22 protein-coding genes are annotated in these 24943 nt (G+C 63.7%); 9 read left to right on the forward strand and 13 right to left on the reverse strand.

The window, feature by feature from the left end:
- Positions 1-2 precede the first annotated feature (2 nt).
- On the reverse strand, positions 3-1124 hold the full coding sequence (ribBA, locus tag ABIE32_RS04310) for a bifunctional 3,4-dihydroxy-2-butanone-4-phosphate synthase/GTP cyclohydrolase II (RefSeq protein ID WP_224151892.1): 1122 nt from the start codon (positions 1122-1124) through the stop codon (positions 3-5).
- A gap of 194 nt (positions 1125-1318) precedes the next feature.
- On the reverse strand, positions 1319-1609 hold the full coding sequence (locus ABIE32_RS04315) for a 2Fe-2S iron-sulfur cluster-binding protein (RefSeq protein WP_184707258.1): 291 nt from the start codon (positions 1607-1609) through the stop codon (positions 1319-1321).
- A 473-nt stretch (positions 1610-2082) separates the two neighbouring features.
- Between ABIE32_RS04315 and ABIE32_RS04320 the strand changes: the two genes are divergently transcribed.
- The 3 genes from ABIE32_RS04320 (at position 2083) to ABIE32_RS04330 (ending at position 7376) form a co-directional block, all read left to right on the forward strand.
- Positions 2083-3000, forward strand: a complete 918-nt coding sequence (locus ABIE32_RS04320) for an SDR family NAD(P)-dependent oxidoreductase (RefSeq protein ID WP_429014312.1) — start codon at positions 2083-2085, stop codon at positions 2998-3000.
- Between the two features lie 293 nt (positions 3001-3293).
- A complete protein-coding gene (gene gshA / locus ABIE32_RS04325; RefSeq protein WP_429014314.1) occupies positions 3294-4823 on the forward strand; it encodes a glutamate--cysteine ligase in 1530 nt (509 codons plus the stop codon).
- 198 nt (positions 4824-5021) lie between these two features.
- Positions 5022-7376, forward strand: a complete 2355-nt coding sequence (locus ABIE32_RS04330; RefSeq protein ID WP_429014315.1) for an FUSC family protein — start codon at positions 5022-5024, stop codon at positions 7374-7376.
- On the opposite strand, the gene ABIE32_RS04335 is transcribed toward ABIE32_RS04330, so the two are convergent.
- Positions 7377-7673, reverse strand: coding sequence for an oxidoreductase-like domain-containing protein (locus tag ABIE32_RS04335; RefSeq protein ID WP_429014316.1), 297 nt, complete (start codon positions 7671-7673; stop codon positions 7377-7379).
- Positions 7670-7921 (reverse strand): hypothetical protein, encoded by a 252-nt coding sequence (locus ABIE32_RS04340; RefSeq protein WP_224151897.1) that lies wholly within the window; start codon positions 7919-7921, stop codon positions 7670-7672. Before ABIE32_RS04340 ends, ABIE32_RS04335 begins: the two co-directional genes overlap by 4 nt.
- Positions 7922-7990: 69 nt before the next feature.
- Between ABIE32_RS04340 and ylqF the strand changes: the two genes are divergently transcribed.
- The 3 genes from ylqF to ABIE32_RS04355 all read left to right on the forward strand — a co-directional run bounded on the left by ylqF (position 7991) and on the right by ABIE32_RS04355 (position 11778).
- Entirely contained in the window at positions 7991-8935 is a 945-nt protein-coding gene (ylqF, locus tag ABIE32_RS04345) for a ribosome biogenesis GTPase YlqF (RefSeq protein WP_429014318.1), read from the forward strand.
- Between the two features lie 517 nt (positions 8936-9452).
- A complete protein-coding gene (locus tag ABIE32_RS04350; RefSeq protein WP_224151899.1) occupies positions 9453-9698 on the forward strand; it encodes a hypothetical protein in 246 nt (81 codons plus the stop codon).
- Complete coding sequence (locus ABIE32_RS04355; protein WP_429014320.1) at positions 9691-11778, forward strand: AAA family ATPase; 2088 nt, start codon at positions 9691-9693, stop codon at positions 11776-11778. Before ABIE32_RS04350 ends, ABIE32_RS04355 begins: the two co-directional genes overlap by 8 nt.
- A 142-nt stretch (positions 11779-11920) precedes the next feature.
- On the opposite strand, the gene ABIE32_RS04360 is transcribed toward ABIE32_RS04355, so the two are convergent.
- The 3 genes from ABIE32_RS04360 to ABIE32_RS04370 all read right to left on the reverse strand — a co-directional run bounded on the left by ABIE32_RS04360 (position 11921) and on the right by ABIE32_RS04370 (position 15310).
- On the reverse strand, positions 11921-12895 hold the full coding sequence (locus ABIE32_RS04360; RefSeq protein ID WP_429014322.1) for a TraB/GumN family protein: 975 nt from the start codon (positions 12893-12895) through the stop codon (positions 11921-11923).
- A gap of 201 nt (positions 12896-13096) precedes the next feature.
- Positions 13097-14089 (reverse strand): Bug family tripartite tricarboxylate transporter substrate binding protein, encoded by a 993-nt coding sequence (locus ABIE32_RS04365; RefSeq protein WP_429014324.1) that lies wholly within the window; start codon positions 14087-14089, stop codon positions 13097-13099.
- Positions 14090-14113: 24 nt separating this feature from the next.
- Positions 14114-15310 (reverse strand): M20 aminoacylase family protein, encoded by a 1197-nt coding sequence (locus ABIE32_RS04370; RefSeq protein ID WP_224151904.1) that lies wholly within the window; start codon positions 15308-15310, stop codon positions 14114-14116.
- Between the two features lie 335 nt (positions 15311-15645).
- Here ABIE32_RS04370 and ABIE32_RS04375 point away from each other — a divergent pair, with 335 nt between their 5' ends.
- Entirely contained in the window at positions 15646-17232 is a 1587-nt protein-coding gene (locus ABIE32_RS04375; RefSeq protein WP_429014325.1) for a hypothetical protein, read from the forward strand.
- 33 nt (positions 17233-17265) lie between these two features.
- Entirely contained in the window at positions 17266-18771 is a 1506-nt protein-coding gene (locus ABIE32_RS04380; RefSeq protein ID WP_429014326.1) for a hypothetical protein, read from the forward strand.
- 58 nt (positions 18772-18829) lie between these two features.
- On the opposite strand, the gene ABIE32_RS04385 is transcribed toward ABIE32_RS04380, so the two are convergent.
- The 4 genes from ABIE32_RS04385 to ABIE32_RS04400 are packed head-to-tail and all read right to left on the reverse strand — an operon-like array spanning position 18830 to position 20924.
- Entirely contained in the window at positions 18830-19624 is a 795-nt protein-coding gene (locus ABIE32_RS04385) for a pseudouridine synthase (RefSeq protein WP_429014328.1), read from the reverse strand.
- Between the two features lie 53 nt (positions 19625-19677).
- Positions 19678-20103, reverse strand: coding sequence for a DUF6691 family protein (locus tag ABIE32_RS04390; protein ID WP_429014329.1), 426 nt, complete (start codon positions 20101-20103; stop codon positions 19678-19680).
- A 10-nt stretch (positions 20104-20113) separates the two neighbouring features.
- Positions 20114-20542: a YeeE/YedE family protein gene (locus ABIE32_RS04395; protein WP_429014331.1), complete on the reverse strand. Its 429-nt coding sequence runs from the start codon at positions 20540-20542 to the stop codon at positions 20114-20116.
- Between the two features lie 37 nt (positions 20543-20579).
- A complete protein-coding gene (locus ABIE32_RS04400) occupies positions 20580-20924 on the reverse strand; it encodes an ArsR/SmtB family transcription factor (RefSeq protein WP_377780364.1) in 345 nt (114 codons plus the stop codon).
- Positions 20925-20996: 72 nt separating this feature from the next.
- Here ABIE32_RS04400 and ABIE32_RS04405 point away from each other — a divergent pair, with 72 nt between their 5' ends.
- Positions 20997-21905 (forward strand): MBL fold metallo-hydrolase, encoded by a 909-nt coding sequence (locus tag ABIE32_RS04405; protein ID WP_429014333.1) that lies wholly within the window; start codon positions 20997-20999, stop codon positions 21903-21905.
- A 20-nt stretch (positions 21906-21925) separates the two neighbouring features.
- Here the strand turns inward: ABIE32_RS04405 and ABIE32_RS04410 are convergent, their stop codons facing one another.
- Positions 21926-23206 (reverse strand): MFS transporter, encoded by a 1281-nt coding sequence (locus tag ABIE32_RS04410; RefSeq protein WP_224151912.1) that lies wholly within the window; start codon positions 23204-23206, stop codon positions 21926-21928.
- 613 nt (positions 23207-23819) lie between these two features.
- Positions 23820-24665, reverse strand: coding sequence for a DUF4377 domain-containing protein (locus tag ABIE32_RS04415; protein ID WP_429014335.1), 846 nt, complete (start codon positions 24663-24665; stop codon positions 23820-23822).
- Between the last annotated feature and the right edge of the window lie 278 nt (positions 24666-24943).

A 24943-nucleotide genomic window follows, 5' to 3' on the forward strand; every position in this document is an offset into this window, starting at 1 on the left:
GCTTATTCCTTGCTGATGTATCCGGTGATTTCGAGTCCGTAGCCTGCCATGCTGGGCAGGCGGCGGGGGGCGCCCATCAGGCGCATTTTTTGTACGCCGCAGTCACGCAGGATCTGCGCACCGATGCCGTAGGTGCGCAGGTCCATGCGGCCACGCTCGGGCGCCTGTGCGGCGCGGGCCTTGCCGTCGAACTGCTGCACCAGCTGGCTGGCGCTTTCATTGCAGTTGAGCAGCACGGCCACGCCGCTGTCCTGCCCGCCCAGGTAGGCGAGGCTGGCGTCCAGCGTCCAGCTGTGCATGGAGCGGTTGGTCTCCAGCAGGTCCATTACCGACAGGGGCTCATGCACGCGCACGGGCACGTCGGTCTCGGCCTTCACTTCGCCCTTGACGAGGGCGATGTGCACGGCATGGCTGGCGCGGTCTTCATACAGGTGGGCGGTGAATTCGCCGTGCGCGGTCTGCAGGCTGCGGCTGCTGATGCGTTCGACCAGGCTTTCGTTGCGGCTGCGGTATTCGATCAGGTCGGCAATGGTGCCGATCTTGATGCCGTGCTCGGCGCAGAACAGCTGCAGGTCGGGCAGGCGGGCCATGGTGCCGTCGTCCTTCATCACCTCGCAGATGACGGCAGAAGGCGAGCAGCCAGCCATGCGGGCCAGGTCGCATCCCGCTTCGGTGTGGCCGGCGCGCATGAGCACGCCGCCATCAACGGCCTGCAGCGGAAAGATGTGGCCGGGTTGCACCAGATCGCTGGCCTTGGCATGGGGCGCCACGGCGGCCTGCACGGTGCGGGCGCGGTCGGCGGCCGAGATGCCGGTGGTGACGCCTTCGGCGGCTTCGATGGAGACGGTAAAGGCGGTGGAGAGCGGGGCGCCGTTGCGCGCCGTCATCTGGCGCAGCTCCAGGCGCTCGCAGCGCTCGCGGGTCAGGGTCAGGCAGATCAGGCCACGGCCCCACTTGGCCATGAAGTTGATGGCCTCGGGCGTGACATGGTCGGAAGCCAGCACCAGATCGCCTTCGTTCTCGCGGTCTTCTTCATCGACCAGGATGACCATGCGCCCAGCGCGCATTTCGGCAACGATTTCCTCCACCGGGGAGATCGGTGCAGGGGACAAGGGGCTGCTCATGGATTGCCTTTAAAGAACATAGGTGGCGGGTTGCCGTTGCGTGACCTGGCGGGCGCTGGTGGCACCCGGCAGGCAGTACAAACCCCAATTTTAGACCAGGCGCATGGCGCCTGCGGGGAGGTTCTCATACTTGAGGGCATGAGAGGGCCTCGGTCCACACCGGGATGGATCGTTTGATTTGAATCAAATTTGAATCAATATTCGCCGCGCAGCAGCACCACATTGCCGTCTGGGTAGGCGACGCAAGGCAGGATACAGCCTGCCTCCTTGTCCTCGGGGCTCAGGCCCGGCCATTCAATTTCGTAGTGCACGCTGCCTGATTTGAGGCGGCCCACGCAGGTGCGGCAGGTGCCGTTGCGGCAGCTGCTGGGCCAGTCCACGCCGCCTTCTTCCAGCGATTGCAGCAGGGGCGTGTCGGCCCAGGCGTCGACCTGGATGTCTTCGTTATCGATTTGGGCGTTGTAAAGCTCTGGAGTGATCGGCATGGGGAATCAATGCACGGGCAGGCGCCGGTGCTGGTAACAAATCGGATGAAAAAAGCATAGCGCCTCGCGCTTGCCTGGTATAAGTAAATGAGCAAAACCATTGGTGAGCCCGGTTTTGCTGAAATTGCGGGCAATGTAACACGTGCGTAATAAAAACATGGGCTTAGCGGTTGAAATGGCCGGGATCGGCCACTTATCCACATGGTTGTTCAGCAAATTTCGGGATAACCCTAGGAATCCCCTGCAAAACTCCTTGCCGTGGTCGGAACAGTTTCTTAGGCGATCCGCGTTCATCCCATCTGGCGAGGGTGTTGCAGAGGATTTCTGGGAGTACAGCCCTGTCGCCCAAGCGGCGCAAATGGTGGGGCGGCTGGCTTACAGTGCCTCTGCATCACGGCTTTCGCGCTTGGGCGGAGGCAGTCAAACAATACTGGGGTGCCTGCGTGCACCCCGCAGCCAAAAAAGGTGCAGCTATGGGATTGGACTTCAGCGAACGGGTGGCGATTGTGACGGGCGCAGGCGGCGGTTTGGGCCGCGAGCACGCGTTGGCCCTGGCGCGGCGCGGCGCTAAGGTGGTGGTCAATGATCCCGGTGGCGCGGTCGATGGCCGCGGCAACTCGTCGGCGGCCGAAAAGGTGGTGCAGGAGATCGAGGCGGCAGGCGGCATTGCCATGGCCAACCATGCATCGGTCACCGATTTTGCGGCTGTCGAAGCCATGGTGGCCCAGGTGATGGAGCGCTGGGGCCAGATCGACGTGCTGGTCAACAACGCAGGCATTCTGCGCGACAAGAGCTTTGCCAAGATGGAGCTGGACGATTTCCGCCAGGTGCTCGATGTGCATCTGATGGGCAGCGTGCACTGCTGCAAGGCCGTGTGGCCCCATATGCAGGCGGCCGGGTACGGGCGCATTGTGCTCACCACCTCGTCATCGGGCCTGTTTGGCAATTTTGGGCAGAGCAACTACGGCGCTGCCAAGATGGCCCTGGTTGGCCTGATGCAGACCCTGGCGCTCGAAGGCGCCAAGTACCACATCCATGTCAATGCGCTGGCGCCCACGGCGGCCACCCGCATGACTGAGGGCCTGATGGCGCCCGAGGTACTGCGCGCGCTGCGTCCCGAGCTGGTGTGCCCTGCCATGCTGGTGCTGGCGCACGAGAGCGCACCCACCCGCACCATCCTGTGCGCAGGCGCAGGCAGCTTCGAGGCGTCGCACATCACCATGACGCGCGGCGTCCACATCAGCACCGAATGCGTGCCGCTGGCCGATATGGATACACGTCTGGCCGAGCAGTTGCCCCAGGTGCTGGATCGCCAGGGCGACGTCGTGCCCGACAACGGCTTTGTGCAGGCCGACATGGAAATGCGCAAGGCCCTGCAAAAGCTGCATTGAGCAGGCCGCGTGCATTGGCGTGCAGTTGGAGTTGAAAAAAACAATAGCTGGTAGCGCGCGTCAATATTTCGTTTCAATAGGTTTTATATTTGTAATGCAGTGCTGGCAAGCGTTGACAGCTCTCTTTTTTGCCAAAAAAGGCGACGGGCTGCGACCGCCTACACTGCCCGCAGCGCTTGCGCAGCGGCTGGCTGGCAAAATCCCGGGGCGGGCGCGGGCTGACTGCGCGTGGCGCAACCAAGGCGGGCACAACCTGATAATGTGCTGCCTCAGCTTGGCACACAACAATGCAGATGAACCATATCCAACAACGAATCGACGCGGTCGGCCGCGAGCGGCTGCTGCACATCGGCCGAGGCATTGAAAAAGAAGGCCTGCGCGTGACCGAGGACGGCGCGCTGGCGATGACGCCGCACCCTGCCGCCCTGGGCTCGGCCTTGACGCACCCCAGCATCACGACCGACTTCAGCGAATCGCAGATCGAAATCATCACCGGCGTGCACCAAAGCGTGCAGGGGTGCCTCGACGACCTCTCGCAGGTACACCAGTATGTGTACCAGGTGCTGCAGGCCAATGACGAGCGCCTGTGGATTTCGAGCATGCCCTGCTCGCTGCCGCCGGACGAAACCATCCCGCTGGGCAGGTACGGCTCGTCCAACATCGGCCGCAGCAAGAGCGTGTACCGCATGGGCCTGGGCCACCGCTATGGCCGCCGCATGCAGACCATCTCGGGCATCCACTACAACTGGTCCATGCCCGGCATCAGCAGCGAAGAGTACTTTGCGCTGATCCGCAACTTCCGCCGCCAGGCCTTTGTGCTGCTGTACCTGTTTGGCGCATCGCCGGTTCTCTGTCCGTGCTTTGTGGAAGGCCGGCAGCACCAGCTGCAGCCACTGGGCGACGGCAGCGGCGCGCTCTACCTGCCGCATGCCACATCGCTGCGCATGGGGCGCCTGGGCTACCAGAGCGATGCGCAGGCGTCCATCAGCGTCAGCTACAACCACCTCAAGGGCTACGCTGATTCGCTGTACGGTGCGCTCACCCAGCCGTATCCGGCCTACGAGAAGATCGGCATCCAGAACCTGGGCGGCGAATACAACCAGCTGGGCACCAGCCTGTTGCAGATCGAAAACGAGTTCTACGGCACCATCCGCCCCAAGCGCACCGTGCAGCGCGGCGAGCGCCCCCTGCATGCACTGCGGGAGCGTGGCGTCGAATATGTCGAAGTGCGCTTGATGGACATCAATCCATTCGAGAGCATGGGCATTTCGGCGCAGACCATGCGCCTGCTGGACGTGTTCCTGCTGCACTGCCTGCTGTCGGACAGCCCGCCCGATTCGCCTGCCGAAATCGCCGAGATGAAGCACAACCAGCACCTGACTGCCGAGCGCGGCCGCGAGCCGGGCCTGCAACTGCAGCGCAATGGCCAGCCGGTGCTGCTGACCGGGTGGGCCGCAGAGGTGCTGCAGGCCTGCGCGCCCATTGCGGCGGCGCTGGATGCTGCCCACGGCGTGCAGGACTATTCGCAGGCGCTTGCTGCAGCGCACCAGTTGCTGGCCAATCCCGAGCAGACGCCATCGGCCCAGGTGCTGGCAGCGGTGACCGGACAGTTCCAGGGCCAGTTCAAGGCCTTTGGCGCCGCGCAGTCGCAAGCCGCTCGCGCCGCCACGCTGGCCCAACCCTGGAGCGAGGCACTGACCGCCCGCTACCAGGCCCTGGCGGCAGACTCGGTCGGCGCCCAGAAATCGCTGGAAGCGGCCGACACCGTGCCGTTTGAAGAATGGCGCCAGTGCTATATGTCGCCTGAGCACCTGGTCGTTTGACACCGCTGGTGAAGCCATCCATACCCAAGCCCGCCTGCGCGGGCTTTTTTGTTGCACCCAGGCTGCAGCGCGGGGCAGAGGATTGCAAGAAGTTGCAAGCGGCAGCCCGCTTCTCTTTTGATAGCTGACGGCGCGCACCATCGCGGCGCTATCATTTGTCTGACAACAAGAACTCCATCCATCCCGTATCGTTCAGCCATGGCGCATTTCTCTCCCGACCGCAGCTGGCGCACCTTCAAGCGCAGCCTGCTCAACCACTATGTGCTCAATGGGCTGGAGGTGGCGCTGGGCCTGTTCCTGGTCACCACGCTGGTGCACCTGGTCTGGGGCGTGCAGCATGCGGCGGCGGCCTCGGTGGGGGTGATTGTCACCATCGTGGTGGACATGCCGGCGCCCAAGCGTGGCAAATTCTGGCGCATGCTGCCTGCGCCGCTGCTGGGCGCGCCGCTTTTCTGGCTGGTGCAGCTTTTGCACCAGCACCCGGTGCTGCTCGGCTTTCTGGCCGTGTTCTCCACCTTCTTCGGCTTTTTGTGGATGGCCTGGGGCAAGCGGGGCGGGCCGGTGGCCATTGCCGTGGTGCTGGCGATGGTGCTGGCCATGTCGATCACGCCGCAGCCCGGCCATGTGCTGGAGGTGGCAACGCAATCGACCCTGTTCTTCGTCATCGGTGCTGCCGTCTATCTGGTGTACGCCGTGGCGGCCAACGCCATCCTCAACCTGCGCTACCGTGTGCAGTTCATCGCCGATACGGTGCTGTCGCTGGCCGCGCTGATGCTGGAGCAGGCGCGCATGGTGCTGCCCGACGCCGCGCGCCATGTCGGGCTGGACGACGAGATGGTGGACGGCGAGGCCTATGGCGACAACCTGGCCGACCGCAATTTCGGCAGCTTCTCGCGCCAGAGCCCGCAGGCGGCGCACATGGGCAACCTGCTGGCGCGGCACGCCGCCTTTGCCGACCAGTTGCAGGCGGCGCGCGACATCGTGCTGGAGAGCCCGCGCACCCCACGCCGCCAGCGCCTGGCGGGCATGCTGATGCAGATGCTCGACATCCGTGACCATCTGCTCGCCTGCGAGCTCGATCTGGAGCACCTGCGCAAGGTGCCCGAGCAGGCACCCATGCTGCTGGCCCAGCAGGCCATGCTGCGCGCGCTGGCGCTGGAGCTGGTGCACCTGGCAGACAGCCTGCTGTGGGCGCGCAAGCCGCAGCCCATGGCCAACCTGAACACTTTGCTGCTGCCCATGAAGGCGGCCTGCACACCGCGCCAGCGCCTGGAAGAGACGCTGCCCGACCAGTACGACCCCGCAGCCCTGCCGCCGCAGGCGCTGTCACAGGAGCTGAGCGAGCGCATCGTGCGCATCCATGGCGAGGTGAACCGCTTGATCCAGCTGGGCCGCGACGAGGCCGAGCCCGATCTGGCCGTGGTGCGTGCCAGCTGGCAGATGTTCGTCAGCCCCACCGCATGGTCCTGGTCGCCCTTCAAGGGGCTGATGAGCTGGGATGCACCGCCGCTGCGCCACGCCATTCGCGCTGCGCTGGCGATTGCGCTGGGCTATGTGGTGGCGCAGCTTCTGCCCTGGAAGGCGCACGCCTACTGGGTGCTGCTGACCATCGTGGTGGTGCTGCGCGGCAGCCTGGCGCAGACGCTGGAGCGGCGCACCATCCGCGTGCTGGGCACCTTACTGGGCTGTGTGGCGGCACTGGCCATCCTGTCGGCCCACCTGCCGCCGCTGGCGCTGATTCTGTGCCTCACGCTCGCGCAGGGCATATCGCACGGCTTTGCCCTGCGCCGCTACCTGTTCACCGCCATGGGCGCCACCGTGCTGGGTCTCGTGCAGGCGCACATGCTCAATGCCGAGGGCAGTACGAGCTTCCACATGTTCGAGCGCGTGGTTGACACCATCATCGGCACCGGCATCGCCTGGGCCTTTGCCTATGTGCTGCCGTCGTGGGAGCGCTCGCAAGTGCCTGCGCTGGTGCAGCGGGTGCTCAAGGCCCAGGCCGCGCATGTGCGCACATCGCTCTCGGTGGAGCAGTTGCAGGCCGTGGACAACGCCCCCGAGCTCGCCTGGCGCCTTGCGCGGCGCGAAGCCTATGACAGCCTCTCGGCGCTGGTGCAGGCCGTGGACCGTTCGCTCAAAGAGCCGCGCGCTGTGCAGCCGCCGCTGCAGGCGCTGGAGCAATTGCAGGCCCACTGCTACCAGTTGCTGGGGCAGATGACCTCGGTCAAGATCATGCTGATGATGCGCCGGGGGCAGACGCCATCGTCGTTTGCCGTGCAGCAAATGCAGGAAACGGTGGCCGATGTCGATGCGCACCTGCTGGCACCTGTGGCCGCAACGCCGCAGCCTGGAGACGCCGCTTTGCCCAAACCGCCCGCACCAGAGCCCGTGCCTGATCCGGAAGACCGCGACCTGCTGCCCTGGCTGATGCGGCGCCTTGCGGCATCGCGCATCCTGGCGCGGCAGTTGCAGGCCGATGCAGCGCAGATTCACCAGGCATTGGCACGGCAGGAGCCTGAAATGCCTGCCGCAGAAGCCGCGCAGGCCCACTGATCAACGGCAAGATTGAATGCCTGATGGGGCGCCGGGTGAGGTGGGGAGCGCCTCGGTGTCGGCCAGGGCCTGCAGCGCGCACTCCTGCCAGTACATGGCGGCGGCAAAAAAACCTTCCCACACACAGCCATTGCAGCCACGGCCGCAGCAGGTGGTGGGGGCATCGGGCGGCGCGCGCAGGCTGATGCGGCGTGCCGTGGCTGTCGCCAGCAGCGTGTCAAAACAGTCTCGTGCGGCTCGCAGACTGGTGAGCGGCTGCAGGGCGGGCAGGGCAGTGGCGGCCGAAGGCGCCGTCATTCCGAGGGGCGTGGCGGCACGGCCTTGCGGCGCAGGCCAAAGCGCACCACAAAGGCCGCCCCCAGTACCAGGGAAAACCAACCCACCGCAGCGGCCTTGGCGAAAACTCCCTGCACAATAGCGCCTTGGCTGACAGAGGGCGACACAACAATCACCAGCCCGATCAAGACCAGAATAATGCCTTTGATGAGCAGATCCTGATCGGATTTTCGCTGCGCATCCCACTGGCGTTGAGATAAAGAAGACATGGCTGCATTATCCGGCACCTGCGCCGTCCGCAGGCGCACCGGCCCTCGCAGCCTGCAGAAAGCAAGATTATGAGTATCCAATGGTTCCCGGGGCACATGCACCTGACGCGCAAGCTGATTGCCGAACGCATCAAAGATATCGATGTGGTGATCGAGGTGCTCGATGCGCGCATGCCGGGATCGAGCGCCAACCCCGCCCTTACCGAGCTGACCGGCCACAAGCCCACGCTCAAGATCATTAACAAGCAGGACATGGCCGACGCCGCGCGCACGGCGCTGTGGGTGGACTGGTATGACGCGCAGCACGAAACCAAGGCCCTGCCGCTCGATGCCAGCGAGCCCGCGCCCGCCAAGCGCCTGGTGGAAGCCTGCCGCAAGCTGGCCCCCGGGCGCGGCGGCATGGCCAAGCCGATGCGGGTGCTGATCTGCGGCGTGCCCAACGTCGGCAAATCCACCCTGATCAACAGCATGAGCGGCAAAAGCCAGGCCAAGGCAGGCGACGAGGCCGGCGTGACCAAGGACGAGCAGCGCATCGTGCTGGACGACGATTTCTACCTGTGGGACACCCCCGGCATGCTGTGGCCCAAGATCATCGTGCCGCAGACCGGCTACAACCTGGCCGCCTGCGGCTCGGTGGGCCGCAATGCGTATGACGACGAGCTGGTGGCTCTGGAATTGTTGCTGTACCTGCAAAAGCACTATGCCCGCCGCCTGGACGAACGCTACAAGCTCGGCCTGGACGACGACGAGATTGCGGCGCTGCACGACGACGAACTGCTGACCCTGATCGGCAAGAAGCGCGGCGCGGTGATGAGCGGTGGCCGGGTGAACCTGCAAAAGGCGGCAGAGCTGCTGATCACCGATTTCCGCACGCAGATGCTCGGTCGCATCACGCTGGAGACGCCGCCAGAATTCGAGCAGTGGCGTGCTGCAGGAGAAGCCACAGAGGCCGAGCACCAGGCCAAGAAGGCCGAACACGCCAAGCACCGCAAGGCTGGCCGCAAACGCTATTGAGACAACAGCAGTTGGCGCTTGCTGGCTGGCTGCCGCGGGCTCCAAAGGCGGGGCGTGCAAAAATGCTGCCCATATCGACGCCTTGCAGCGCGCCTTTCGCATCATTGGCGACTTGCCGGCAGATAGCACCCAAAGCCAGCACAAAGTCGTGCAAAGCCCGCTGTTGAGGGGTTGCATTTTTGCAACGAATTTTGTATAATGCTTGATTCCCGCCAGTCTTGGCACTACATTCATCGCTCATCTTCCTATCGCTGCAGTAACGAATGACCTTCTGCAGCGCACCGCAAGGAGTTTTTGCTATGTCCTGTTTCATGTTCAACCATTTCGACTGAACACGGTTCTTGCCCCGGCTGAACTGTGGTCACACCGTTCAGCCTCGGCCCAGATCGCTGCCCGCTCCCCTTGCAGGCAGGATCGACAAAAGCCCTGGCTTCCCCGCCGGGGCTTTTTGTTTGGGCCCGCGCCTTCCCGTTACCTGCTGTGCAGGTGCCTGGCGCGGCCCGTGAGGAACCGCACAATGAGTGCAAAAACCGTTTCCCGCGCCTATGGAGAAGGCCGGGTCAAGGCCTTGCGCCGCATGAAGCAGCCGATGGCGCTGCTGATCGTGGCCGATGCCGCTCCTTTCAACCCTGTTGCCAAAGCCATGGCCCAGCGGCGTCTGTCCGGCGCCGCTGGCAAGCACATCCGCAGCCAGGGCGCGCAGCGCCGGGCCGACCGCATGGCTTTGCAGCAGGTCATACGCAGGGATGGTCGTGATGACTGATTCCGTTTTCAAACCATCCGATGGCTTTGTCCTCTTGGGTACGCGAATGGTTGAACAATGGAAAGCCTCTGCCAATGATGAGAACAAGAACATGAACGATCTGAGAACCCCGAGTGAGCTGCTCCTGCGTGAGCAGATGCATGAACGTCAACAAAACCTGCAGGCCATTGCGGCGCAGCTGAAAACCGAATTGATCGGTATTGATGACGTGATCGACCGTGTCATTGGCGCCGTGCGCGCCTGGTACGTGATGCCGCAGCTCATTACCCGCCCCGTGATCGTGTGCCTGTGGGGCCTCACAGGCACAGGCAAGACCCAGCTGACCAGGCGCCTGGCGCAGCTTCTGGGTTTTTACGATCGCTTTGTCGAAGTGCAGATGGATGGCTTCAGCCAGAACAGCGGCAACTACGGCGCATCAACGATTTCTGGCACGCTCGAGAGTGCCGGTCTGGTCGAAGGCGTGCCGGGTATCCTGGTGCTCGACGAGTTCCAGCGCTACCGCACGGTGAGCAGCCGGGGTGAGGACAGCAAGGTCGAGCGTTACCAGGACGTGTGGGCGCTGCTGTCCGATGGCAAGCTGCCACCTGCGCTGTCGGAGCTGCACAACATGGAGCGCAAGCTGGCCGATGCGCACTATGAGGCGGAGCGCGAAGACGAGGATGACGAAGAGGAGCGACGCAAGAAGCAGAAGCTGCGCTACAAGATTGACGCCTGGGACGCGCAGGCGCTCAAGCGCAGCCTCAAGCTGGCCGAGCCGCTGATCGAGATCATGCAGTGGAGCAACGACTACATCCACCAACTGCTGGTCAAGTTCCGCGAATCACAGCAATCCTGGGAGACCGACTACAGCAAGCTCCTGGTGTTTGTCTGCGGCAACCTCGACGAGATGTACACCGAGACGGCCAGCCGCGTGGAGGACTGTGACACCGATGCCGACATCTTCCACCGGCTCACGAGCCGGTTGTCGTTGATCGATGTCAAGCGCGCGCTGGCCGAGCGCTTCAAACCCGAGCAGATTGCGCGGCTGGGCAACCACCATGTGATCTACCCATCGTTCAGCCGCGCTACCTATGAGCAGCTGATTGCCGCTACGGTGCGCAACTACGTGCAGGGCATTGCCGACAACTGTGGCCTGCATTTCGTGATCGGCAGCGATGTGCTGGCGCAGATCTACCAGAACGCGGTGTTCCCCACCCAGGGCACGCGTCCGCTGTTCTCGTCGGTGCACACGATCCTGTCGAGCTCGCTGGTCGATGCGGCGCTCTGGGCGCTGGAGCAGGGGGCGCAGGCAGGCCGGTCGCTGCAGGTGCACATGGCGCCTGATACGGCGGAGCTGGTGGTGCAGATGCAGCTGCCGTTGCATGAAGCCGTTGGCGGGCAGGTGCACAGCCAGCGCTTTGCCGTGCCGCTGGATCTGAACCGGATCAAGCAGCGCACCAGCGCGGATTTCCGCGCGCTGCTGGCGGTGCATGAGGCGGGACATGGCCTGGTGTATGCGCTGCTGTTTGGCCGCGCGCCTCAGGAGCTCAAGATCAACATCGCCACGTTCGAAGGCGGCTACAACAGCTTTACCGAGCTGCAGGCCACCTCGCGCCGCAACATGCTCGACATGGTGTGCGTGGGGCTGGCTGGCCGCGCTGCCGAGCGCCATGTGTTTGGCGAGGCCGCCTGCACCACCGGTGCCGAGCAGGACATCCGCCAGGCAACCGCCGAGGCTGCGCGCTACCTGCGCCACCTGGGCTTTGGCGACCGTCTCTCGCGCACCGATGTGGCGGACGAATCCGGTGAGAACATGAACACCGAGGTGGAGCCGACCAACACTGCCATCGAAGCACTGCTGCAGGCGCAGATGCTGCGTGCCCAGCAACTGCTGGTGCAGCACGACGCCTTGCTGGTGGCGATGACGGAAGTGCTGATGCGTGAGGGCCTGATCACCCCGGCCGCGATGGTGGCGCTGTGTGCAGCCCAGGGCCAGCCCGTGGCGCTCACAGCGGCCAAGGGAGGCGATGCGCCAGAGCCCAAGCTGGTGCTGGAGCCCTATGCCAGCATGCTGGCAGCGCATACCCAGGGCGCTGCGTAAGCACATCGTGGTGCCAAGCGTGGCGCAGACCGCGCAGTGGGCATTGTGCTACCGAGCGTTACGATACCTTCAAGCCACCCGTGAACTGCGGGTGGCTTTTTTCATGGTGCCCTCATGCCGCTGCATGCCGAGGCATGCGGCTTCATTGGGCGCTATCGGCTCCTTTGCCGGTCAGCTGGCGCACGGTAAAGCCTTCTTTCTGCAGCAGTTGCAGCAGGTTGTTGTCTCCCACCATGTGCAGCAGGCCGACGGCGATGAACAGCTTCGGGTGCTGGGCGACCAAGGGGGAAATGCGTTCTGCCATGCGACGGTTGCGGTCGTCGAGCATGGCGGTCTTCATACCCAGGTCGTCCATGCAGTTGCAGGTGCGCATCAGCGTCTCCAGGGCCGCCAGATCGCCGCTTTGCCAGTGGCGCACCAGGTCGCTGGTGATCTCGCGGCTCTTGCCGCTGCGGATGTCGTCCAGCACCTTGGTGATGTCGTCGGGGGTGGCCAGGTTGGCCAGCGAATCCTTGCCGCCCAGGCCCATGGCGTCGAGCTGCTCCTGCGCAGTTTCAAGCGCCAGGTTCAGGTCAATGCCAAAGGCCATGCTGTAGCCATCGCGTGACACATCGGCCACGGCGAGCGCCAGTATCTTGGGGATGGTGGCCATGCCTTGCCAGCTGCTGCGCTCTACGCACAGCGTCTGGGCCATGGCATCCATGCGTGTGCGCAACTGCGGGTTGTTGCGCATCACCAGTTGCTGCGCGTCGCTGTCGCGGGCCATGGCCTGCATCAAGGTCTGCAGGGTTTGCGGGTCCAGCGGATTGAGTTCCAGCGCAATGGCGGGGGCGGCGCGCAGAGCCTGCGCAGTACGCGGGCCGGGGTAGATCCACGGCAGCTTGCCCAGGTGAATGGTGCCTAGCAGGTACGCGGTGTGCTCGCCTTTGCGCAGTTCCCACAGAACGCCCTGGTCGGGGTGCTGGCGCTGTGCCTCGGCCTGGTAGTCGGCCGGGCTTGGCAATGTGGGCGCGGGGCACTGCAGAGGCGCTGCGGCGGTGCTGGTACTGGCAGGTGATTGCGGAGCGCGGGCCTGCGCGCCAGGCGTGGCCAGCAGGGCGCCGCCTGCCAGCGCCAAAGCCGCAAGGCCCGTCTTGACACAGGATGTCTGAAAATAATTTACTATATTTTTGATAGCTGATGGCGATTGACAGTATTGCGCCAGAGGCAGTTTTCTCCGCAAATCTCTCTCCCAGTAGTGGCAGAGCGCATTGTTGCCGCAAACGCAAAAAAAGCGAATGCCGGGCATTCGCTGTGTTGTGCCAAGGCAGCGGTGCGTTTACTGCGCCTGGATCTGGGCTTCCCGCACCACCTTGCCATTGGCTTCCCATTCCTTGCGGATCAGGGCCTGGAACTGGTCTGCGCCCATGGACAGCGGGATGTTGTCGAGCGAACGCAGCTTGTCCTGCACCTCGGTGTGGGCCAACTGGGCGTTGATGGTCTGGTTCAGGCGCTGCACCACGGCAGCAGGCGTTCCTGTAGGTGCGTAAAAGCCGAACAGCGAGGTGAGGTTGGCGCTTTGGTAGCCCAGCTCGCCGAGCGTGGGCACCTGCGCAAATGCCGCGGCGCGTTCGGGGCCGGTCACCGCCAGCACGCGCAGCTTGCCTTCGGCGATCAGCGCATTGATGGGCGCGTAGGGATTGGCCACCAGCAGATCGAACTGGCCGCCTGCGGCATCGGTGATCAGCTGGCTGCCGCCCTTGTAGGGCACGTGCACGAGGTTGGCGCCGGTCTGGCGGGTGAACTGCTCGATCATGATGTGGCCCAGCGTGCCGTAGCCGGAGCTGGCAATGGTCACGCCCTTGGCGCTGGCCTTGGCAGCAGCGAGCACGTCGGCAACGCTGCTGCCCTTGAAGGCCTTGGTGGCCAGCAGGTACACCGGTGCATACATGGTGGAGGCCACGGCGCTGATCTGCTTCATCGGGTCGTAGGCCACCTTCATCACGTGCGGCAGCAGGGTGAGGGTGCTGATGCCGGAAAAGGCCAGCGTGTGGCCATCGGGGGCAGAGCGTGCGAGCGCGTCCATGCCCATGCTGCCGCCCGCGCCGGGCTTGTTGTCCACGATGATGGAGGTTTGCAGCAGCGGTGCCAGCAGGTCGGCAAACTGGCGCGCCACCACATCATTCACGCCACCGGCCGGGAAGGGCACGATGATGCGGATGGGCTGGCCGCCGGGCCAGGGTTTGTCTGCAAAGCTGCTGCCGCAGGCAAGGCCCGCAGCCAGGGCGGCACCGGTTTTCAGCCATTGGCGACGGGAGAGTGGGGAAGTCATGGGCATCCAGGGAGTATGAAGGGCTCAGCGCACGGCCTGGGTGTCAAACCAGCGGCGCGCCAGGCGGTCCCAGAAACGGGCGCCCAGATCGAGGTTGTTGTCGTTGAAGTCGTAGCCGGGGTTGTGCAGGCCTACCCCGGGCTGGCCATCGGCGCCATTGCCGATCCAGCCGTAGGCGCCGGGAACGGCTTCGAGCATGAAGCCGAAGTCTTCGGCGGTCATCGCGGGCAGCACATCGGTGTGTGCATGGGCGTCTCCCACCATCTCGCGCATCACCTCGCCCATGAACACCGCTTCCTTTCTGTGGTTGGTGGTGTTGGGGTAGCCGGGTTTGATGATGACTTCGGCGCTGGCGAAGTGCGCCTCGGCAATGTGGCTGCTGATGCGGTGCAGGCCGTCGATCAGGAACTGTTGCGAGGCATTGGTGAGGTTGCGGCAGGTGCCGTAGATGCGCGCTTCGTCGGGGATGATGTTCTCCACCGTGCCCGACTCGATCTTGCCGATGGTGAGCACCGCGCTGTCCAGCGGATCGGTGCCGCGCGAGATGAGGGTCTGCAACTGGCCGACGATGGCGCAGGCCACAGGAATCGGATCGATGGTGGTGTGGGGCAGGGCGGCATGGCCGCCACGGCCACGCACGATGATCTCGAACCGCAGCGCCGCTGCCATGATGGGGCCGACGCGCACGCCCATCTCGCCCTGTGGCAGCGCGGGCCAGTTGTGCAGCGCAAACACGGCCTGGCAGGGAAATTGGGTAAAGAGCCCGTCATTCATCATGGCGCGCGCCCCGGCACCGCCTTCTTCGGCGGGCTGGAAGATCAGGTGCACCGTGCCATCGAAATCGCGCTGGCGCGAGAGCAGCTCGGCCGCGCCCAGCACCATGGTGGTGTGGCCGTCATGGCCGCAGGCGTGCATGCGGCCTTCGTACTGGCTGATGTGGCCGAACTGGTTGGTCTCCTGCACGGGCAGGGCGTCCATGTCGGCGCGGATGCCGATGGCAGGCCCCGGGTTGGTGGCATCGCGCCCCTTGCCGTGAATGCTGGCAACAATGCCGGTGGTGCCCAGGCCCCGCGCCATGGGGACGCCCAGCGCCGTGAGGTAGGCTGCAATCTTGTCAGCCGTGCGGCTTTCTTCGTACTTCAGCTCCGGGTGCATGTGCAGGTCGCGGCGGAATGCGGTGAGCTGGTTGATGTTGGGTGCGTTGTCTTTGTCGATGTACATGGCTCAATCTCCCGGGATCGATGAAGGCGGCCGGGCCGGTGGTTGCACCGATTATGCGGCTGCCAAAACTACTTCTGTTTATATGGTTAGGCCCATCATTGTCACCCGCAGGACGCGCCGGGCATGGGTGCGGGCCATGGTGGGCTGCATCGGGATTCCATTGGCAGCCAATGCATGAGGCTGGGCCGGGTTCTGAATTTTTATCGAATTTATTTATTAAAGTATTTGTTATTCTGATAAAACCCTGTTCTGGTTCCGGATCCGATTCATTGAATGCTGTGCGGGAGATTTGCATGAAGGGCAGTTTGATCAGAAGCATAGGCCTGAGCGCGTTGATGCTCGCTGCCTCTTGCGCGTATGCGCAAAACAGCTATGCCCCGCAAAACGGTACCTGGGTCGTGAGCAGTGAGCTGGACGGCAAACCAGGCCGCGGCCTGGCGCTGGATGTGCAGTTTGGCTCGATGGTGCTGCAGCTGTATGGGTACAACGCAGACGGCTCGCCCACGTTCTACATGGCCAGCGGCAATTTTCAGATGGCGGTGGGCACGCCCTTTGTCGCGCCTCTCAAGCGTTATGCAGGGGGCCGGTACTTTGGCAGTGATGCGCGCGATGCCCAGGAGCTGGATACGGCTGGCGATGTCACCGTCATTTTCGACAGCGCCACGACGGCAACCTTGACGCTGCCCGGCGAACAGCCGGTGCGCATCGAGCGCCTCTACTATGACAATCCACTGATCCAGCCGGGGCAGCGCGCCACATTCTTGCTGGGCCATTCCTGGCAGCCGGATGCCTCGGCGCTTGCGGCCAGCCTGGAAATGACCGGCGATGGCTCCGTCAGCTTTCAGTACCCGCGCTATGACCCGGATGCCAACAAATTCCTGACCATTCAATGGCCTTGCAAGGCAGAGCAGGCGCGGCAGGCCCTGGTCTGCGAACGCCTGAGGGACGATGGCGAGGTTCTGGACCGCGTGGTGCTCAAGCGTTATCTCAACGAGCTGATCGGCGTGCTGGAGACCAATGATGTGCGGGGCTCCAACCGTGGAGCAGAGGCTTTCAAGGGCCCTTTGCTGACCGTGCATGACAGCAGCAACACATTGAAAGCCCTGCCGCTGGACACAGCCACGCCGCCCGCAGGCGCGGCCGGGGCCGTGGTTCCCGACAGCGGCACCTGGGTGGTGACGGAAGAGAGCACCGGCCAGCCCGGCCGGGGGCTGAGCATCGACCCGCAAGGCGGGCAGGTGCTGGTGCAGGTGTTCAACTACGGCAGCGACGGGCAGCCGACCTTCCATATGGGTACAGGCCCGTACCAGCAGGGCGCCGCAACCGTGGCGCTCAAGCAATACCGAGGCGGTCGTTCCCTGGGCGGTGCGGCCGCGTCGGGTACCGAAATGGGCGAGCCCCAGGCGATGGGCCTGCAATTCGATACGGCCACCAGCGGCTGGGTACAGTTTCCGGGCGAAGCGGCAAAGCGCATCCATCGCTTTCAGTTTGGCGTGAACCATTGGTTTGTTGAGACCAGCAGGCAGCCATTGATGTATCTGGAAGGGGAGTGGTCTGCGGTATCAGCCGATCCCAACATGGCGCTGAGGGTGAAGCTCTCGCCGGTCAACTGGCAACCAGGGGTCAATCCGCCGACTTCGTACGAAAACTGGCCCGAAATCGGCTCCAGTGAAAAAGTGAAGTGCTGGTACGAGCAAACCGCCGACGGCAATGTGCGCTGTAAGGTGACGGACAAGCGGCTGGGCAGCTATCCGGAGCTGGAATACCGCTTTGCGCTCAGCTACCGGGGGCGCAGCCTGGCCACCGTGTACCGGCTGCTGGGTGACCAATCGGTGCTGCTGCTGGGGCAGGTGCCTTTGATCCGCACAAGCAATTTTTACACCGCATTTGACGAGGGCATTGGTTTGCCCAGAACACGCTGACACGGCGAGCCGCATGGAAGACGGGGATTTTGTATGAAGCGTTTGCGTAGACAGATACTGTTGCTGCTGGGGGTTGCTGCAGGCATGGCTCCGGCGTGGGCCGCGCGTGATTTCACGCCACTGGCGGGCACATGGGTGATCGATGCCGAGTTGGACGGCAAACCGGGGCGCGGTCTGGCGGTTGACGTGCAGGGCAATGCCGTCGTGCTGCAGGTCTACGGCTACGAGACCGATGGCGCTGCCACCTTCTACATGGCTTCTGGCCAGATGGACGGAGACAGTGCAGTGCTGCCGCTGCAGAAGTTCAAGGGGGGAGTCGCCCTGGGCGGTGCGATGCAGGATGCAGCGCTTGCCGAGAGCGTGGGCAATGTGCGGCTGCAGTTTGCCAACGGCGTGCAGGGCAGCATCCAATTGCCTGGTGAGCCCGCGTATGCCATGCGCCGCTTCATCTTCAACCCGCGTGGTGAACAGCCGACCTACCGGCGGCAGCGCTTTGCGCTGGCTGAACTCGATGCCGAGCGCCATCCCGTTGGTTTGTGGAATCTGGAGGTCTATGGCTCGGGGCGCTTGATCTTGAAAGGGCAGGCTCCATCGGCATACTGGTACTTTGTATGCCAGCCAGCCGATGAACACGGCACCGTGGAGTGCAGTGGAGAGGCGCCAGCCGAGACATCCACCAAAAAAGTTCGGCTGAGTTACCAGCAGCATCTGTATGACCTCAGCGTCCTGATGGAGGTCGAGGGTGAGCCCGCTCGCCGGATGGTTGGCGCTTACCAGGACACTGCGACACCGAGGTCGATGCCATCAAGTGCCGATCAGATATGGTTTTCGGGATTTCAGGGAGGCTATGGAGGGCAGCGCATTCCAGAGCCGGGTACCTGGATCGTGCGGGACGAAAAGACCGGCAAGCCCGGTCGCGGCTTCAGCCTGGATGTGCAATTTGACCAGGCACTGCTGCAGGTCTTCAATTACCGGCCCGATGGCCGCGCCACCTTTCATATGGGCTCGGGAGAATATGCCAAATCGAAGGCACAGATTGCACTCAAGACCTACCAGGGGGGACGCTACCTGGGCGGGCCGTGGCAATCGGCCTCCGAGGCATCCGATGCAGGGTTGACGACTGTCAATTTTGACCGCATAGACAGCTACAAGAACATGAATGAAGGCTCGATTCGCCTGCCGCAGGAGCCGCTGCGCGTGATCGAGCGTTTTGAGCTGCAGCCAACGCGTCCCGATCTCACCAGCCTGATGGGCGATTGGATCTTTACCGACAGAGATCTAGAGTTCTTTGTTGCGTTGAACAGGATCAACGGCAAGGTGCTGAGCAATGAGGCTGGAGATTTTCAGTGCCAGTTCATCGAGCTGCTGACGGATACCGTGGTCGAATGCACGAGCGTAGCTGCCACTGATAAACGGGCCGTCCGTTTCAGCTTCCCTTTCAGCTACCGAGGGCGCAGCGTGGCCACGGGCGGCATCGCCTTTCGAGTCCGTGACAGGTTTGGCAATCTCACAGGCGTGGGTCCACTCATCAAGCAGTAAACACGTTCTAAGCAAGTGCGCTGGCAGATGAACGACTGTGGCGATTGCGCAGTTGCGCCTATTTTGCGAAATGGTGCAACAGGTGCTGCCATTGCAGCAGGCTGGGGTGATCGCCTGTAGCGGGCGGGCATTCCCCGCCTGTGGGCCATTGAAGGCCGCTGTGCAGTTGCAGAGCCTGTTGCGTGTACGGATGCGCCAGGTGCATGCCCCAGGCATGCAGCCATAGCCGCTGCAGGCCCAGGCGCTCGGCCCACCAGCGGTTGAGCGGACCCTTGCCGTGGGTGGCATCGCCGATGATAGGGTGGGCGATGTGCTTGAGGTGGCGGCGAATCTGGTGGCGGCGCCCGGTGTGCGGCTCGGCCAGCACGAGCGACAGGCGCGTGCCGGCAAAGCGGCTGTCATAGGCATCGGGGTGTTCCAGCGCGGCCAGCTTCGAAAAGCGGGTCTGAGCAGGTTGTGCGGGGGCGTCAGCCGGTGCGTCGTCGGGGCGCAGGGCGTGGTCTACCTCACAGTGCTCCGGCGCCCAGCCGCGCACCAGGGCCAGGTAGCGTTTGTGGATCTGGTGGTTTTCAAACTGCGCGCGAGTGCGGCTGGCGGCTTCGGGGTGCAGGGCCAGCAGCAGCACGCCGCAGGTGCCTTTGTCCAGCCGGTGCAGCGGGTAGACATGCTGGCCGATCTGGTCGCGCAGGGTCTGCACGATGAAGCGCGTCTCGCCCGCGTCCAGCCCCGTGCGATGCACCAGCCAGCCCGCTGGCTTGTAGATGGCAATCAGGTGCTCGTCTTGCCACAGCACGGGCAGTGGGCTGCCCTCGGCATGCGTGTGCGCAACAGCTGGGTCGATGGTTGGAAGCATGGAGTGGAATTGGGCTGTAGCGCTTGTCAGTAAAGCGCAGCAAGCTATCTATTTTATAGTTTTGTGCCTTGCCGTGCTTGCCACAGCCCGAACAGCACCATGCCTGCCAGCATGGCAGCGCTGAAGATGGCGGCCGATTCCATGCCCGCTGTGATGCCGACCAGCGCCGGGCCGGGGCAGTAACCGGCCAGACCCCAGCCTATGCCAAAGAGGGCCGAGCCTACGACAAGCGGCGCGTCGAGCGCCTTGCTGGCTGGCACCTGCATAGGCTCGCCCAGCAGGCTGCGCTGGCGTTGGCGTGCCAGTGCAAAGCCGGGCAGCCCCACGGCAATGGCGCCGCCCATCACCAGGGCCAGCGAGGGATCCCAGGCGCCGGCCAAGTCCAGAAAGCCCAGCACCTTGTGAGGATCGGCCATGCCCGATACCAGGAGGCCCAGGCCGAACACCAGACCCACGATGGCAGCAATGATGGTGGTCATCACAGTCTCCTTACAGAACGTGGCGCGCCACAAACACGGTGGCAAAACCGGCGGCCATGAAGCACAGGGTGGCGACCAGCGAACGCATCGACAGGCGGGAGAGCCCGCACACGCCGTGCCCGCTGGTGCAACCCGAACCCAGACGCGTGCCAAAGCCCACCAGGAGCCCGGCGATCACCAGCACCGGCCAGCTTGCCGGGCTGGCTGTTGCAGGTACCGGCGCAAACAGGCCATAGGCCCAGGGCGCAGCCAGCAGGCCAATGAGGAACGCCACCCGCCATGCCCCGCCTGGCGCGCGTGGTGGCAGCAAACTGCCCACAATGCCGCTGATGCCGGCGATGCGACCATTGAACAGGACGAGCAGCACGGCGGCCAGGCCGATCAGGGCGCCGCCAAGCAGGGCGGCCACAGGGGTGAAGGCGGTCATATCAATGGTCATGGCGGGCTTTCGTGGGGGGGGGAAGGGGTGCAGTGCATCAGGGCGCGGGGCAGTACTGGGTGTACATGGTCTGCAGCAGTGCCAAAAGGCGAGCGTCGGCGACCTGGTAGTAGATGTTCTTGCCTTCGCGCCGCGTGGTGACGGCGTTCTCGCGCCGCAGCACGGCCAACTGTTGCGACAAGGTGGGTTGCAGAATGCCCAGATGTGACTCCATATCGCTGACGCAGCATTCGCCCTGGCTCAGGTGGCACAGCAGCAGCAGTCGGTCTTCGTTGGCGAGCAGCTTGAGGGCCGCAACTGCCTGCTGGGCGGCATGGCGCATGGCTTCAGGGGGCAGGTGGTGAACGGTAGGGCTATCAGTCATCGAAAGGCAGGTTGACATGGGGCCTTGCACAGAGGCCTGGTTTTTATTATATTAAAATATATATTGTTTTTTGTGAATGTGTTTTTGACCATGGTATCTTCCGCTCCATTCGGCATTCAGGCGTTTTTTGACGAGGTGACGGGCACCGTCAGCTATGTGCTGCACGATGCCGCGAGCCGTGCGGCGGCGGTGATTGACCCGGTATGGGACTTTGACGCCAAGAGTGGCCGCACCAGTACGGTATCGGCCCAGCGCATCGTTGATTACCTGCAAGCGCAGCAGCTGGATCTGCGCTGGGTGCTGGAGACGCATGCACATGCCGATCACCTCTCGGCTGCCCAGTGGCTGCGCGCGCAGGTGCCTGCCGGTACGGCCCGCATAGCAGCACCGGTTGTGATTGGCCAGCACATCACCGCTGTGCAGAAGGTGTTTGGCGGCATTTATGCAATGGATGATTCCATCGCACCACAAGGGGCAGACTTTGACAGGCTGTTGGGCGATGGCGATGTGCTGCAACTGGGCGCCACCCGCATACGCGCCTTGAGCGTGCCGGGCCACACGCCCGCAGACCTTGCCTATGCGGTAGAAGGTGGCAGTGGTGTTGGTGCCATTTTTGTGGGCGACACCCTGTTCATGCCCGATGTGGGAACGGCGCGCTGCGACTTTCCGGGCGGCGATGCGCACCAGCTCTATCGTTCCATCCGCAAACTGCTGGCGCACGCGCCGCACACCGCGCTGTACGTCTGCCACGACTACCCGCCTGCAGGCCGTGCTCCCGCATGGTGCAGTACGGTGGCCGAGCAGTGTGCCCACAACATCCATGTGCACGATGGTATCGATGAGGCCGCGTTTGTTGCAATGCGTCGGGCACGCGATGCAACGCTGGCTGTACCGCAGTTGATGCTGCCTTCGGTGCAGGTCAATATCCGTGCGGGCAAGCTACCGGAAGCGGACGCGCAGGGCCGGTGCTTTCTCAAGCTGCCGGTGAATGCGCTCTAGCTGCGGTAACTGTTCTCGCCTTATCGGCCAGCAGACTGGTGCTGCGCGTCTTCAAAGCGGTTCACATTCCACAGGCTGGGGAAAAGCCGCGTCCACAACCCCACCACGGCCAGCGTGCACAGCCCGCCTGCCACGGCGGCGGGCACGGCCCCCAGCAACGCAGCGCTGCTGCCCGCGCGGAACTCGCCCAGTTCATTCGAAGATCCGATGAACAGCATGTTGACCGCGTTGACGCGGCCCCGCATGCCATCGGGCGTGGCAAATTGCAGCAGTGCGCCGCGCACGTACACGCTCACCATATCGGCCGCACCGGCCACTGCGAGCGCGATGCAGGACAGCCACAGCCAGTGCGACAGCGAGAACACGAGGTTGGCGATGCCGAAGATGGCGACAGCCAGCATCATGCGTTTGCCCACATGCGTGCCAAAGGGGCGGTTGCTCAGGTACAGGCCCGCGCAGACCTCGCCCATGGCCATGGCGCTGCGCAGCAGGCCCAGGCCTTCGGGGCCGGTGTGCAGCACTTCGTGCGCATAGATGGGCAGCAGCGCCACCACGCCGCCCAGCAGCACGGCAAACAGATCGAGCGAGATCGTGCCCAGCACCATCGGCCTGCCGAAGATGAAGCGGATGCCGGTACCAAAGCGCTGCCAGATGGTGTCGGCGGGTGCATCCACCCGGTCCTTCGCACGGGGCGCGGCATACAGTACCTGCACGCGCAGCAGCAAGACGGTGCCGACCGCAAACGCCAGCAGGCAGGTGCCATAGGTCCATTCCGCGCCACCTGCGGCATACAGAAAGCCGCCCAGCATGGGCGCGCCGATGGCGGCGCACCGCATGACCACGCTGTTGGTTGCGATGGCTTTGGGCAGCAGCGCCTGCGGCACCAGCTGTGGCAGCAGGCTTTGCAGGGCCGGGCCGGAAAACGCCCGCGTAGCCCCATACAGCACCAGCACGGCATAGATGCCGGCGACGCCCGCATGTCCATGGCCCGACAGCCACAGCAGCAGCGCGCTGCAGACGCCGCCGATGGCCCAACTGGCTGCCAGTACCTTCTTGCGAGGCAGACGGTCAATCAGCTCGCCTGCCGGCAGCAGCAGCACCAGCATGGGAATGAACTGTGCCAGGCCCACGAAGGCCAAGGCCATCGGATTGCGCGTGAGGTCATACACCTGCCAGGCCACCACCACGGCCTGGATCTGCGTGGCGCCAACGGCAAACACGCGGGCCACCAGAAAAGTCAGAAAGCCGCTGTGTTGATCGCGCAGCAGGGGAGGGTGGGCTGAGGTGGGTGGAACGGGCATGGATGGCAATGGCACGCGTCTGGGCCGCATGGCGCAATCGAGGCAACTGCAGTGTTGTTGGTGGTTGTGGCGCCATTCTGCCACGGCGGCTCAACTCTTATATAAGAGTTAGGCTTCGCAAGCGTGCAACAGGGTGTTGCCCAAAAACTGGGCAAGAAGAAAATGTGTTTGAAGATCAAGCATCTTGGTCGCTTTTGCCAAGCTTATGCACAGAAGCATCCCCGCTGGATGGGAATAACTGCGACTGTTGCAAGATCATCCTCGGCCAGGCCAAGCCTGGCGGGCAGGAGCGGGCCTTGCTGTGCGGCGATAGAAGGGGCAGCGCGCGGCCATGAAAAACCCCCGGCAAGCCGGGGTTGGATTTGGTGTTGCGTGCAGCGCTTAGAACGTGTTTACGATCTCTACGCAGCCGCGTTGGAGTGCAATCGGGATGAGTTCGAAGCGCTGGGCCGCAGCTTGCACCGGGGTGCAAGCAAGGGACAGCGCGAAGAAATCGCCCGATTTCACTCCAACCCGTAGGGACAGTGGGTTTGGGGACGCCCGGTTAGGGGCGTCCGGCTAGGGGCGCCCCGCAAACCCACTGTCGCGGCGCGAGGAGATCGTAAACACGTTCTTACTTGGTGCGCTCGGATTCCACCGTCATGTCCAGCACGTAGGCGTAGCGCGAGGCGTCGGCAGGCGGGTTCTGCACCGTGTATCGCTTGACGCGCAGCACATTGCGGATGCCCGGCTCATGCTGGTAGCCTTCGATGTTGCCGTAGAAGTTGCCCCACTCACCAGTCGTGGTCTTGCGGCCGGCGCTGTCATAGTGCACCTCACGAACCTGCAGGCACTGGGTTCGCATCACGCCTGCGCTGCAGGGCTTGGTCTGGGGGCCCACTTCCAGGAAGATGGTCTCGCCTGCATTGCCATACTTGGTGGCATTGGTGGGCACGGCCTTCAGATTCCAGCGGCTGCCGTCATTGAAGCTGAGCACCATGCTCTGCGGGTTGGCATCCTGCGCGATGCGTACGCTTTGCGCGCGCGGCAGTTGGGCGCCAACGGCTTGCTCCAGCTGCATCACTCGGCCATCGGCGCAGGCCATCTGGGTCGAGATCATGTTGCCGATCGTGATCTTGTCGCCATCGAGCCGGTAGCTGCCGCCGAGGTTGTTGCAGATCTTGGTGGAGACCAGCTGCTGGCCAGGCTGGCTGCCAGCAGAAAAGTTCAGGCGCACGGCAGTCTTGGGGGCCAGGGCGGTGAAGCTGGGCAGCGCGCGGCCTGATTGGTCCTGGGCGCTTTCCAGGTCCCAGTGATAGGCCTGCAGGGTTTTGTTGAGTGCAGAGGAGTTCATGCCGGGATTGGTGGAGGAGGATGCGCCAGGCTTGCTGGTGGAAGGGTCGGCCGAGCCCGTGCTGCTGCAGGCAGCGATGCCGAGCAGGGCGGCGGAGGCGAGAGCGGCGAGAGGCCAGCGTGTCATGGTGGATTCCTTTCTGGATGTGGGATGGTAGCCGATGGGGCTGCCAGCCGGTGGTTGGAACGCAAACACGTTCAACAGGGGTGTGCGCCATCCTAGAGGATGGGCATGTACGCAGGTTGTAGGCTGTTATCCGTTTTGATGGCCTGCGTGTGAGGGGATGCTGCGATGCAGTACTGCACAAAAGATGGGCAGTGATCAATAATTTTTATAAAACAATGGCTTGCGAGATTGTCCCCAGGCTTGCCCACACCATCGCCCACAGAAGTGAGGAATAAGGT

The sequence above is a fragment of the Comamonas sp. 4034 genome (assembly GCF_050434545.1).
Classification (GTDB): Bacteria; Pseudomonadota; Gammaproteobacteria; order Burkholderiales; family Burkholderiaceae_C; genus Comamonas; species Comamonas odontotermitis.

Bases quoted from the DNA above. Each gene is read 5' to 3' on its own strand.
- ribBA (WP_224151892.1), bottom strand. From the start codon at position 1,124: ATGAGCAGCCCCTTGTCCCCTGCACCGATCTCCCCGGTGGAGGAAATC.
- ABIE32_RS04315 (WP_184707258.1), bottom strand. From the start codon at position 1,609: ATGCCGATCACTCCAGAGCTTTACAACGCCCAAATCGATAACGAAGAC.
- ABIE32_RS04320 (WP_429014312.1), top strand. From the start codon at position 2,083: ATGGGATTGGACTTCAGCGAACGGGTGGCGATTGTGACGGGCGCAGGC.
- gshA (WP_429014314.1), top strand. From the start codon at position 3,294: ATGAACCATATCCAACAACGAATCGACGCGGTCGGCCGCGAGCGGCTG.
- ABIE32_RS04330 (WP_429014315.1), top strand. From the start codon at position 5,022: ATGGCGCATTTCTCTCCCGACCGCAGCTGGCGCACCTTCAAGCGCAGC.
- ABIE32_RS04335 (WP_429014316.1), bottom strand. From the start codon at position 7,673: ATGACGGCGCCTTCGGCCGCCACTGCCCTGCCCGCCCTGCAGCCGCTC.
- ABIE32_RS04340 (WP_224151897.1), bottom strand. From the start codon at position 7,921: ATGTCTTCTTTATCTCAACGCCAGTGGGATGCGCAGCGAAAATCCGAT.
- ylqF (WP_429014318.1), top strand. From the start codon at position 7,991: ATGAGTATCCAATGGTTCCCGGGGCACATGCACCTGACGCGCAAGCTG.
- ABIE32_RS04350 (WP_224151899.1), top strand. From the start codon at position 9,453: ATGAGTGCAAAAACCGTTTCCCGCGCCTATGGAGAAGGCCGGGTCAAG.
- ABIE32_RS04355 (WP_429014320.1), top strand. From the start codon at position 9,691: ATGACTGATTCCGTTTTCAAACCATCCGATGGCTTTGTCCTCTTGGGT.
- ABIE32_RS04365 (WP_429014324.1), bottom strand. From the start codon at position 14,089: ATGACTTCCCCACTCTCCCGTCGCCAATGGCTGAAAACCGGTGCCGCC.
- ABIE32_RS04370 (WP_224151904.1), bottom strand. From the start codon at position 15,310: ATGTACATCGACAAAGACAACGCACCCAACATCAACCAGCTCACCGCA.
- ABIE32_RS04375 (WP_429014325.1), top strand. From the start codon at position 15,646: ATGCTCGCTGCCTCTTGCGCGTATGCGCAAAACAGCTATGCCCCGCAA.
- ABIE32_RS04380 (WP_429014326.1), top strand. From the start codon at position 17,266: ATGAAGCGTTTGCGTAGACAGATACTGTTGCTGCTGGGGGTTGCTGCA.
- ABIE32_RS04385 (WP_429014328.1), bottom strand. From the start codon at position 19,624: ATGCTTCCAACCATCGACCCAGCTGTTGCGCACACGCATGCCGAGGGC.
- ABIE32_RS04390 (WP_429014329.1), bottom strand. From the start codon at position 20,103: ATGACCACCATCATTGCTGCCATCGTGGGTCTGGTGTTCGGCCTGGGC.
- ABIE32_RS04395 (WP_429014331.1), bottom strand. From the start codon at position 20,542: ATGACCATTGATATGACCGCCTTCACCCCTGTGGCCGCCCTGCTTGGC.
- ABIE32_RS04400 (WP_377780364.1), bottom strand. From the start codon at position 20,924: ATGTCAACCTGCCTTTCGATGACTGATAGCCCTACCGTTCACCACCTG.
- ABIE32_RS04405 (WP_429014333.1), top strand. From the start codon at position 20,997: ATGGTATCTTCCGCTCCATTCGGCATTCAGGCGTTTTTTGACGAGGTG.
- ABIE32_RS04410 (WP_224151912.1), bottom strand. From the start codon at position 23,206: ATGCCCGTTCCACCCACCTCAGCCCACCCTCCCCTGCTGCGCGATCAA.
- ABIE32_RS04415 (WP_429014335.1), bottom strand. From the start codon at position 24,665: ATGACACGCTGGCCTCTCGCCGCTCTCGCCTCCGCCGCCCTGCTCGGC.